Below are 11,206 nucleotides of genomic sequence, written 5' to 3' on the forward strand. Positions count from 1 at the left end.
GACGTCCCGACGTCCCCCTCGCGCACCCCCTGACGTGATCGACCCCGCCGCCCGCCGACGCCGCATCATCCTGGCCGCCCTCGTGGCGGTGTGCCTCGTCCTGATCACCGCCGGCTTCGGGGCCTCCAGCGGCGCGACCGGCGGCCCGCTCGGCGCGCTGGGCGAGGGCGGCTCGAAGATCGCCAAGCCCGTCCGCGACCTCGTCAACTGGGTCGGCGACACGGCGGACGCCAAGGGCGAGAACCAGGACCTGAAGAAGGACGTCGCGTCGCTGCGGACGCAGAACGCCCAGCTGCAGACGCGGCTGCGCAAGTTCCCGAACATGCAGAAGCTCGCCGCGATGGTCGACGACCTGCAGCTGCGTCGCAACGACCCGCTGTCGGCCAGCGTCATCGGCAAGAGCCCGACCGCGTGGGCCACGACGATCACGATCGACCGCGGCAGCAACGACGGCGTGCAGCTGCGGCAGGCCGTCGTCGGCGCCGCCGGCCCCGGCGCCGGCCTCGTCGGCTTCGTCAGCGCCGTCAAGCCGAACCTCGCGACGGTCTCGCTGCTGCCGAGCCAGGACGTGGCCATCGGCGCCCACCTCGACGGCGTCAAGCCGGTGCTGACGATCCGCGGGGCCGGGGCCGGCAGCGTCGACGACCTCGAGCTCGAGTTCGTCCCGTCGACGACGGAGATCAAGACCGGCGCCGTCGTGACGACGTCCGGCACCGTCGACGACCCCGCCAAGTTCCCCTCCAACGCCCCCGCGGACCTGCCGATCGGCCGGGTCTGGAAGGTCGACCAGCGCGGCACCGACGAGCAGATCGGCCACGTCCGGCCGTTCGTCGACCTGCGCACGCTCGAGGACGTCCAGGTCCTGCGGCGCGTCATCAACGGCAACCGCCCGCGGAAGAACCCGGTGGCGACCCCCACGCGTCCGACGACGTCGACGGCCGCGAAGCCGCCGGCGTCCACGACCCCGCCGGCGACCACGACGCCCCGGCTGAACACCACGCCGGGGGCCGCGACCACCGGCGGCGAGCAGGACGGCGCGGCCGGGGCGACGGGCACGCAGACGGACCCGTCCACCGGGACCACCGCCCCGTGAGCCTGCCGCCGACCGTCCGTCGGGCCGGCAGGCGCCGGCGGCGTCGGCTCCGCCTGCCGGACCACACGGCCCTCGGCCCGCGTCCCGTCCTGCGGCTCGGCCTCCTCGGCTTCGCCGTGGCGATGCTCCAGCTGTCGTTCTTCGGCCGCGTCGACTTCCTGGGCATGCAGATCGACCTCGCGCTGCTGTCGGTGCTGATGGTCGCGCTCCTGACCGGCCCGGTCAGCGGCATCGCCTTCGGCTTCGGCGTCGGCCTGCTGATCGACCAGATCAGCGGGCAGACCAGCGGGATCAGCTCGCTCGTCTACGTCGTGGTGGCCTACGCCGTCGGCCGCCTGGGGGAGATGCGCGACCCCGAGTCCAGCATCGTCCCCGTCGTCATCGGGCTCTTCGGGACCGCCGCGGGGCTCCTGGTCTACAGCTTCGTCGAGCTGCTGCTGACCCAGGGGATCGCCGTCAACGTCGACATGGTGGGCGTGATCGTCGGCACCGCGGTGATCGACGCCGTGATCGCGCTGCCCGTGCATAATCGGATCAGGGCGTGGCTCCTCCCGATGCTGCCGGAGGAGGCTCGCCGCCGTCGCCGGCGCCGCAACTACGGCCGGCGGACGCCTTCGTCCGACATCGACGTGCGCATCCGATGAGCTCCCTCGACCGACGTACCCCGACCCCGCAGCTCGCGCTCCGCGTGGCGGCGTTCGGGATCATCGCGTTCGGGGTCTTCGCGATCCTCTTCCTGCGCCTGTGGTTCCTGCAGATCCTGCAGGGCGACCAGTACCTGACCGAGGCCGCCAGCAACGGCGCCCGCGTCGTCCGCGTCGCCGCGCCGCGCGGCAACATCGTCGACCGCAACCGCAAGCCGCTGGTCGAGAACGAGGTGGCGACGGTCGTCACCCTGCAGGCCGACGCGATCCCGGCCGAGGACCGTTCGGCGATCGCCAACTGGGGCCAGGAGCAGGGCCAGTACGACGTGTCCGTCACGCGGCTGGCCGACCAGCTCGTCAAGCAGCGCCAGGACGCCGACGCGACGGTCGCGGCGCGGCGGACGTCGGCGCAGAAGCGCCGCCTGACGCGCCGGATCGCCCGCGAGACCCCGACCCAGTCCAAGGCCCGGCAGGAGCGCGAATCGCGGCGGGCCAAGCGTTACGCCGACGCCGCGGACCGCGAGGCCACCAGTCGTCTGAAGGACCGCGAGCCGAAGCCCCTGCGGATCAGCCGCGACGCGTCGCCGATCCTGCGATCGCTGCTCGAGCGGATGTCGCCGCTCCTCGGCGTCTCGTCCCGCACGCTCTACGACCGCGTCGTGGCGAGCACCGTGAAGCTCCCCTACGGCGGCGTCGCGCTGAAGAGCCGGAAGGTCAGCCCGGGCCTGCGCAACTTCCTGCTGGAGCGCCAGGCGGAGTTCCCCGGCATCACCGTCACGAAGGAGTACCTGCGGCGCTACCCGTACGGCGGGCTCGCGTCGCAGATCTTCGGCAACGTCGGCCAGATCAGCCAGGACCAGCTGAAGGAGGCCAAGTACCGCGGCCTCAAGGCGGGCCAGCTGATCGGCCAGAACGGCCTGGAGTACGAGTACAACAGCTTCCTGCAGGGCCGCGACGGCCAGCAGATGGTCGAGGTCGACGCCCAGGGCCGCCCGACCGGCAAGGTCAGCGAACAGCAGGCGACGCAGGGCAACCGCCTGCAGCTGTCGATCGACCTGGGGCTCGAGAAGACCGGCCAGTTCGCGATGTCGAAGTTCATCGGGCCGAAGTCCGGCGACGCGATCGACACGAAGACGAACTACCGCGCGGGCGGCTCGTACGTCGCGATGGACCCGCGCAACGGCGAGATCCTGGCGATGGGCTCCTACCCGACGGTCGACCTCAACACGATCTACGGGACGATCTCCACCAAGCGCTACCGGCGCATGGTCGGCAAGCGCGCGGGCGTCCCGCTGCTGAACCGCGCGATCCAGGGTCAGTACGCGATCGGCTCGACGTTCAAGCCTGTGACCGCGCTGGCGGGGCTCTCGACGGGTGTGATCACCCCGCAGAAGGTCGGGCCCGGCGGCGCGTGCATCAAGGTCGGCCGCCTGGACCAGGAGTTCTGCAACTCCGGCAAGGAGGACCTCGGCAGCTCCGACCTCGAGGGGGCGCTGCAGGTCTCCTCGGACGTCTACTTCTACACGGTCGGCGCCGCCCTGTACTCGAAGCCGAACAAGCCCCTGCAGACCTGGGCCGGCCTGTTCGGGTACGGCAAGGACACGGGCATCGACCTGCCGGGCGAGGCGTCCGGCGTGATCCCTGACAGCGCCTGGCGAAAGAAGCGCAACGAGGAGGAGCTCGCCTGCCGCAAGCAGCGGGGAGTGGCCAACTGCGGGACGGTCGGTGACGTCAACGGCGGCTTCCTGCTGGGCGACAACATCAACCTCTCGGTCGGCCAGGGCGACTTCCTCGCCACCCCGCTGCAGGTCGCCACCGCCTACGCCGGGCTCTACGACGAGCCGGGCAAGCCGACGCAGGACCTGCACTTCCCGACGCCCCAGCTGGGCATGCAGATCCAGAAGGCCGACGGCGAGCTGCGGCAGAAGTTCGACACCAAGGGCCGCCGGACCGTCCAGGTGGGGGACCCGACCTGGAAGCAGCACATCCTCAACGGGCTGCACAAGGTGACGTCGACCCCCACGGGCACCGCCGCGAACGTCTTCACGGGCTGGGACCAGAGCCGCTTCCCCGTCTACGGCAAGACCGGCACGGCGCAGCGCTGCAACGACTCGCTGTGCCCCGACCAGGCGTGGTTCGCCGCGATGGTGCCCGACGCCGAGCGTCCGATCGTGGTCGTCGCGACCGTCGAGAACGGCGGCTTCGGCACCACGACCGCCGCGCCGATCGTCTGCCGCATGCTGCGCACCTGGTACGCGCAGGACAAGCGCACCGCGCCCTGCGAGCCCCTCAAGAGCGAGACGAACGGGACCGAGTGATGGCGACCGACCGCTCCTCCGCCGGCTCCGTCGGCCTGCGCTCCCCCCGCCGCCGGCGCCGCTCCCTCGCGGACGTCGTCGACGTCGGCCTGCCCTTCGATCCCGTCCTCGCCTTCGCCGCCGTGGCGCTCACGATCGCGTCGTGCATGGCGATCGCCGGGGCGACCACCGGCAACGCCTTCGTCGTGCGTCAGGTCGCCTACGGCATCGTCGGCATCGGCGTGGCCGCCGTCGTCTCGCGCATCGACTACGCCCGCTGGCAGGCGATCCGCTGGCCGCTCTACGCGTTCATGGTCGGCTCGATCGTCGCGGTGGCGGTGCTCGGCCAGAAGGTCAACGGCTCCACGCTGTCGATCAACCTCGGGTTCTTCAGCTTCCAGGCCTCCGAGCTCGGCAAGGTGCTCGTCGCCGTCGTCGCCGCGGCCTTCATCGTCGACCGGCGCAGCGTCGTGCACACGTGGACGACCACGGCCGGCGTCCTGCTGCTCGTGGTCGTCCCCGCCGGGCTCACGGCCGACTTCGGCTCGTCTCTGGTCTACGGGGCGATCGCCCTGGCGATCCTGCTGATCGGCGGGACCCCGGGCCGGCACCTGGCGACCATCGGCATCACCGGCGTCGTCGTGGTCGTCGCGGTCTTCGGCGTCCTGCCGGCGGTCGGCGCCCCGGTGCTCAAGGGCTACCAGCTGGACCGCATCACGGCGTTCCTCAGCCCGAACAGCGACCACAAGGTCGAGCCCGGCCAGATCGACGCCCGCTACCAGCTCAAGCAGGCCAAGGCGGCCATCGGATCCGGGCAGAAGACCGGGCGCGGCAACAACGCCACCCAGCAGACGCTGGGCTACCTGCCCGAGCAGCAGACCGACTTCATCTTCGCCTCCGCCGGCGAGCGGTACGGCTTCGTGGGCGTCGCAGCGATACTCTCGCTGTTCGCCTTGATCATGTGGAGGGGGCTCCGGATCCTCTCGACGGCCAGAGACTTCTACGGCGCGGTCCTCGCGGCGGGTATCTTGGCCATGCTGTTGTTCCAGGTCCTGGTCAACGCAGGGATGAACGTCGGCATCATGCCGATCACCGGCATCCCACTCCCACTTGTGAGCTACGGAGGGTCCTCCGTGCTGTCCACCTATCTCGCGATCGGCCTCCTACAGGCGATCTACGCGCAGGGCAGGGCAGCCGCGAGACGCGGCCCGACCGTGGACAGAACCGATTGAGGCAGCCATGAGGAAACAGGTCCTCGTGAGCGTGGACCGCGGGGAGACCCGCGTCGCGCTCCTGGAGTCCACCGAATCCGCCGGTCAGGGCGGCGCCAAGGGCGCCGGGGCCCAGAACGGCGAGAGCACCTCCACCGGCGGCCGTCGCCGGCGTGGGCGCGGTGGCGGAGGCGGCGGCCGGGGCCGCGGTGGCGCCCCGAAGGGCTACCGCGTCGCCGAGCTCTACTTCGAGCGCCGCTCCAACCGCTCGATCGTCGGCAACGTCTACAAGGGCCGCGTCGACAACGTCCTCCCCGGCCTCGAGGCCGCCTTCGTCGACATCGGGCTGGAGAAGAACGCCTTCCTCCACGTCGACGAGATCCGCCTGCCGGGCGTCAAGGTCCAGCGTCGCGGCCACGGCGGCGGCGGGGACCACGTCAAGATCTCGGACCTCATCAAGCCCGGCGACGAGCTCGTCGTGCAGGTCACGAAGGACCCGCTGAAGACCAAGGGCGCGCGGGTGACGATGGACCTGACCATCGCCGGGCGCTACCTCGTCTACGCCCCGCGCGGCGAGGGCGTCGGCGTGTCCAAGAAGGTCGACGACCAGGAGCGCAACCGCCTGCGCAAGGAGGTCAAGGACCTCGAGCTGCACGGCGGGGGCGCGATCGTCCGCACCGCCGCCCGCGGCGCCGTCCGCGAGGACTTCGAGCGCGAGCTGCCGTACCTCTTCAAGCTCCACGAGGTCCTCGAGCAGCGCGCCCAGGAGTCCAAGGGCCCGTGCATGGTCTTCCAGGAGGCCGACCTCTCGGTCCGCGTCGTGCGCGACATCTTCTCCTCGGAGTTCGAGAAGGCGATCGTCGACGACCCGCAGCAGGTCCAGCGCCTGCAGTCGTTCTTCACCCGCACCGCCCCGGAGCTCGTCGACAAGGTCGAGCTGTGGGAGGAGTCCTCGCCGCTGTTCGAGGCCCACGACGTCGAGGAGGTCATCGACGGCCTGCTCGGCCGCCGCGTCGACCTGCCCTCCGGCGGCTACCTGATGATCGACTACGGCGAGGCGCTGACGGTCATCGACGTCAACTCCGGGTCGTTCACCGGCAAGGGCAAGCAGGCCCGGCTGGAGGACACGATCACGCGGACGAACCTCGAGGCGGCCGAGGCGGTCGTCAACGAGCTGCGCCTGCGCGACATCGGCGGCATCATCGTCATCGACTTCATCGACATGGCGCGCGTCAAGAACCAGCGCGACGTCCTGAAGACGCTGCGCGACAAGCTCGGCGACGACCGCACGAAGACCTTCACCGCCGAGATCTCGAAGCTCGGCCTCGTCGAGATGACGCGCCAGAACGTCACGGAGGGCGTGCGCGAGGTCATCACCCGCGCCTGCCCGACCTGCGACGGCGACGGCGTGATCAAGAGCGAGGAGACGCTCGCGATCGAGTTCGAGCGCCAGCTGCGCGAGATCGCCTCGCGCGCCCCGGAGTCCTCGCAGGCGTTCCTCGTGCGGATGCACCCGGGCGTCGTGGCGGAGTTCACCGGCCAGAGCGCCAAGGTGCTGCACCAGCTCGAGGCCCAGACGGGCCGGTACTTCGTCTTCGAGGGCACCGAGCGGCTGCCGCTCGACGACTTCGAGGTCGTCATGGAGGGCTCGATCGACGCGGTCCGCGAGCGTGCGATCCCCTTCCAGGAGGGCGAGGAGGTCCTCGTCCAGATCGTCGAGCCCCACATGTACAACGTGGACGACGCGGTCGCCAAGGTCGGCGGCTACGTCGTCTCCGTCACCAACGGCGGGCGCTTCGTCGGCGAGAAGAAGCTCGTGCGCATCGAGCGCGCGGGCCGCACGTCCGCCAGCGCCGTCCTGGTCGGCCCGGACGCCGTCCTGCCGGCCGACAAGCCCGCCGCGCCCGACGGGTCGTTCTCCGCCACCGGCACGACGAACAAGCGCTCCTCGCGCCGCCGTCGCGGCGCCCGCGCGAAGGCCGAGCAGCAGGAGGCCGTCGAGCAGGAGCAGGACGAGGCCGACGGCTTCGCCGCCCGCGACGAGCGCGCGGAGCCCGACGCCGACTTCGACGAGCCGGTCTCCACCGACGTGCCCGTCGACGCCGCCGAGCTGGAGGAGGCGGCCGACGAGGTCGCCGAGGCCGCGCGGGCCGTGGTCGAGGCCGCCGACGGCGTGGCCGCCTCGTCGGACGACGACGATCAGGACGACGAGCGGCCGGCGCCCCGCCGGCGCCGCAGCCGCGGGGGGCGAGGCCGCTCCGGCGGGGCCGCCGCGACGCAGGACGGCGACGGCGAGCGCGACGACGACGTGGACGGCGACGGCGGAGCCCGCTCCGATGCCGACGACGACGACGGCGAGCCGGCCGGCCCGGCCGGGCGACGGCGGTCCCGCGGGGCGCAGAACGTCACCGAGGCGGGCTCCGCGGAGTCCGTCGAGGTCGACGACGACGCCGCCGGCGAGCCCGCGGCGGATGCCGGCGACGGCGTGACGGGCGACGACGCCGACGACGACGGGGCCCCGAAGCCGCGGCGCCGGTCGCGTGGTCGCGGGCGGCGTGGCCGCGGGGGTGCGAAGGCAGCCGACGGCGACGACGCCGATGACGTATCGTCTCCTGTCCGGCGACGCACCGGTGGTGCGCGCCGCTCTGCCGCGTCCCCAGAGGACCTCGCCTCCGGTGAGACCGCAGAGCCCATCTCGTCCGAGTGAGCCGTATCCGCATGAGTGTCTACGCAATCGTCAAGACCGGTGGCAAGCAGTACCGCGTCGAGCAGGGCCAGGAACTCCTGGTCGAGAAGCTCGACGTCGAGGCCGGCGGCACGGTCACGCTGGAGCCGGTCCTCGTCCGCGGTGACGCGATCACGGTCGACCCCTCCGCGCTGAAGTCCGCCACGGTCGGCGCGACCATCGTCGAGCACGTCAAGGGCCCGAAGATCCGCATCTTCAAGTACAAGCCCAAGCGCGGCTACAAGCGCACGACGGGCCACCGTCAGCCGCTCACCAAGATCCGCATCGACTCGATCTCGGCGTAACGCCGCGCATCGAAGGAGCACCTGAACTCATGGCACACAAGAAGGGCCTCGGCTCCTCTCGCAACGGCCGCGACTCGAACTCCCAGCGCCTCGGCGTGAAGGTCTTCGGCGGTCAGTCGGTCACCGGTGGCGAGATCATCGTCCGCCAGCGTGGCACCGTCTTCCGTCCCGGCGTCGGCGTCGGCATCGGCAAGGACGACACCCTCTACGCGAAGGCCGTCGGCACCGTCGCCTTCACGCGCGGCTGGCGTGGCCGCACCGTCTCGGTGGTGCCCGACGCGGCCCCCGAGGCCGTCGCCGCCGACTGACCCAGCACCCCTTCCGGCCCGCCGCGTGCGCGTGGCGGCCGAGTGCAGTCGCAGGACCGAGGACCCGCCCACCGGCGGGTCCTCGTCGTTCCCGGGGCGCCTTCGTGGCCTGACGCGGCGCGGCTCGGTGGAGCGTGCGGGGGAGGCGGCGCGCTGGGGCCGGGCCGGGGGCCGGGGTCGGTCGATCGTCGGCCACGGGGTGTCCGGGATCGTCCGCGGTATCCGAACGGGGGCCGGTCGGGGGTGGGGGTCGGTCGATCGTCGGCCACGGGGTGTCCAGGATCGTCCGCGCCGACCCTCGACGAGACGGCGGCGTCGCCCCCCGCCCCCGCTGAGCCCGTTCCCCGGACGGGCGGTCGGGATCAGGCCTCGGCCTGCATCCAGTGGCTGGTCGCGAGGCCGGCCACCGCGATCGTGCCGGCCAGGGCGGCCGTGCCGATGACGCCGGAGCGGGGGAGGGCCTTCGCGGCCGCCAGCGTCGCGCCGAGGTCGACGAGGTCGCCGAAGGACGCGGTGCGGGCCCAACGGTAGCCGCGGTCCGGGTCCGCGGCGGTGTGGACCTGCGCCATCCCGATCAGGGCGTCGCGGATGCCCAGGCCGCGCAGCTCGACTGCAGACCAGCTTCCCGTTGACCACCTTGCACGTCGTCTGATACCCGTGCGAGTACAGATCCTCGCCGAGCCAGTCGTAGCCGATGGGGGAGGGGCGCCTCGGCACGTACGGCACGAAGTTCGCCGCGTCGTCAGTGCTCCCCGACCCGTCGTAGCGGGCCACCGCCGGATAGGGGTAGACCGGCCGGCTCCGCTCACCCTTGGTAGCCACGATCGCGCCCGGCTTGACGCCGCGTTCCACCCAGTTCATCACCGGGGTGAGGATGTCGAAGGTGTCCGGCCCCAGCCCGCCCGAGCAGTGTGCCAGCCCGGGGAACATGTAGAGCACCGCGTCCCCGCGCAACCGGTCGTAGTACTGCAGCGTCGCCTGCGGCGAGATGTGCTGGTCCGACCATCCGTGCCAGAGCAGCAGCTTGCCCCCGCCGCGCTGGAACCGGCGCAGGTCCGGGTCGGTGGCGGACAGATAGCTCGAAGTCTGCACGGTCTCCCGGAAGGACTTCTTCGTGAACTTCAGATCGGTCAGCTGGTAATCCGGGTCGGCCACGTTGAAATAGGCGAGGTAGCGCAGGAACGACAGCGCGATGTTCTCGCTGAACGTGACCTGCCCCTGAGCCGCCGGCACGAACAGCGTCCAGTCCAGCTCACTGCCCCACTCGTGGGAGATCTCCTGTTCCAGGCGATTACCGCGACCGTCGGTCGCGCCATCGTGCAATTCGCGCACCACTGTCGCTTGCGCTTTGCTGAGGCACCGGGCGGCATCGGAGCAGACCAGGGTGTACGGGTCGAAGCGGCAATTCCTCGGGTCGTCCAGCACCCCGTCGACCAGTCCGTCGTACCCGTCGCACTTGGTCATCACCGCGTCGTGGATCAACGGCAGCTTGTCCGCGAGCAGGATGTACTTCCCGTCCGCGTCCTTGTTGGCCAGCACGTTCCACGCGTGGTGAAAAGTGTTCTGCACGACCAGGTTGCTGGCCGGGGCGCCGGCCGCGATCCCGTCGAAGTCGTCCGGATAGCGTTGCGCCTCCATCAGGGCTTCCCGCCCGCCGTCCGAGCACCCGCTGAAGTAACTGTAGGCCGGTGACCGCCCGTAGAACCGCTTGATGATCGCCTTGGCCACCTGCGCGGTGACGTGCACCCCGCGGTACGCGAAGTCGATCTGCGCCTGCGGGTTCCCGGCCGCCCACGACCCGTCGTTGAGTCCCTGGTGACCCATGTCGGTGGTGGCGCTGGCGATCGTGCCGTCCGCGATCGGCTCACACGTCGCAGCCTGGGTGTAGTTGATCCGGGCGCTCCCGCACAGCCCACCGCACCCCGTCTGGAGGTAACGCTGCGTCCACCCCGCCACCGGCAGCCGCATCACGAACGTGTCGGCCGGGGCGATGGAACCCTCCACCGCGCAGTACGGCTTCGGCGCTCCGGTGCTGACCACGGTCGCCGACGTGACGGTCACCGGCGCGATCTCCATCGGGGTACGGATGACATGCGGGTCCCCTTCGCCGGTGAGCGTCTGTCGCGGTCACGTGCCGCAAACGATAAATCTCGATCCAGGTCATCAGCAAGATGGATGCCAAAATTGTCAACAATCCGGGTAAGGGGCCGTTGAACTGCTTGTACTCCGGTTGATGGATTGTTGATGATCAGCAATGCCGCGGGGTTCGGCCGAGGCTGACGAGGGCGCGGTATCGTACCGGCACCGGGCTGCGCGACCAGTCCGTGAACTGGCTGACCGGGGCGACGGGACGTACATGTCTGCGGAGAACAACCTCACCGGCGCGCGCCGGTCACGACCGCGCAGGACGGACGAGGGCAAGGACAAGGCCACCGCGCGCGACGAGCTGCGCACGGCGATCCTCTCCGGTGAGTACATGCCCGGCGAGCGCCTCGTCGAGGCCCAGTTGATCGAGCGCTTCGGCGCGAGCCGCTTCAACATCCGCCTGGCCCTGCAGGACCTGGCCGGCGAGGGCCTGGTCGAGATCCAGCGCAACCGCGGCGCCCACGTCCGCAAGATCTCC

At 71.1% G+C, this 11,206-nt stretch carries 8 protein-coding genes and 1 pseudogene; 8 read left to right on the top strand and 1 reads right to left on the bottom strand.

Translation table 11 applies throughout. From position 1 onward, the window contains the following. Positions 1–34: 34 nt before the first annotated feature. Genes mreC through rpmA form a run of 7 tightly spaced genes read left to right on the top strand, consistent with a single transcriptional unit; the run spans position 35 to position 8,583 of the window. On the top strand, positions 35–1,093 hold the full coding sequence (gene mreC / locus AB0L40_RS15205; RefSeq protein WP_364355917.1) for a rod shape-determining protein MreC: 1,059 nt from the start codon (positions 35–37) through the stop codon (positions 1,091–1,093). Further along, positions 1,090–1,737, top strand: coding sequence for a rod shape-determining protein MreD (mreD, locus tag AB0L40_RS15210; protein ID WP_364355920.1), 648 nt, complete (start codon positions 1,090–1,092; stop codon positions 1,735–1,737). Before mreC ends, mreD begins: the two co-directional genes overlap by 4 nt. After that, entirely contained in the window at positions 1,734–4,055 is a 2,322-nt protein-coding gene (locus AB0L40_RS15215) for a penicillin-binding transpeptidase domain-containing protein (RefSeq protein ID WP_364355923.1), read from the top strand. Before mreD ends, AB0L40_RS15215 begins: the two co-directional genes overlap by 4 nt. Next, positions 4,055–5,266 carry an FtsW/RodA/SpoVE family cell cycle protein gene (locus AB0L40_RS15220; protein ID WP_364355926.1) on the top strand — a complete coding sequence of 404 codons (1,212 nt, stop codon included), beginning with the start codon at positions 4,055–4,057 and terminating at the stop codon, positions 5,264–5,266. The genes AB0L40_RS15215 and AB0L40_RS15220 overlap by 1 nt, the downstream gene beginning before the upstream one ends. Positions 5,267–5,291: 25 nt before the next feature. After that, entirely contained in the window at positions 5,292–7,952 is a 2,661-nt protein-coding gene (locus tag AB0L40_RS15225) for an Rne/Rng family ribonuclease (RefSeq protein WP_364355929.1), read from the top strand. Between the two features lie 11 nt (positions 7,953–7,963). After that, positions 7,964–8,275 (top strand): 50S ribosomal protein L21, encoded by a 312-nt coding sequence (gene rplU, locus AB0L40_RS15230; RefSeq protein ID WP_364355932.1) that lies wholly within the window; start codon positions 7,964–7,966, stop codon positions 8,273–8,275. A gap of 29 nt (positions 8,276–8,304) precedes the next feature. Next, complete coding sequence (gene rpmA, locus AB0L40_RS15235) at positions 8,305–8,583, top strand: 50S ribosomal protein L27 (protein ID WP_364355942.1); 279 nt, start codon at positions 8,305–8,307, stop codon at positions 8,581–8,583. Positions 8,584–9,195: 612 nt separating this feature from the next. Here rpmA and AB0L40_RS15240 read toward each other — a convergent pair. Next, positions 9,196–10,659, bottom strand: a pseudogene (locus tag AB0L40_RS15240) (tannase/feruloyl esterase family alpha/beta hydrolase); the annotation flags it as partial. A gap of 280 nt (positions 10,660–10,939) precedes the next feature. Between AB0L40_RS15240 and AB0L40_RS15245 the strand changes: the two are divergent. Next, a partial coding sequence (locus AB0L40_RS15245; protein ID WP_364355935.1) for a GntR family transcriptional regulator occupies positions 10,940–11,206 on the top strand: 267 nt, incomplete at its 3' end.

Source organism: Patulibacter sp. NPDC049589 (genome assembly GCF_040675535.1).
Lineage (GTDB): Bacteria > Actinomycetota > Thermoleophilia > Solirubrobacterales > Solirubrobacteraceae > Patulibacter.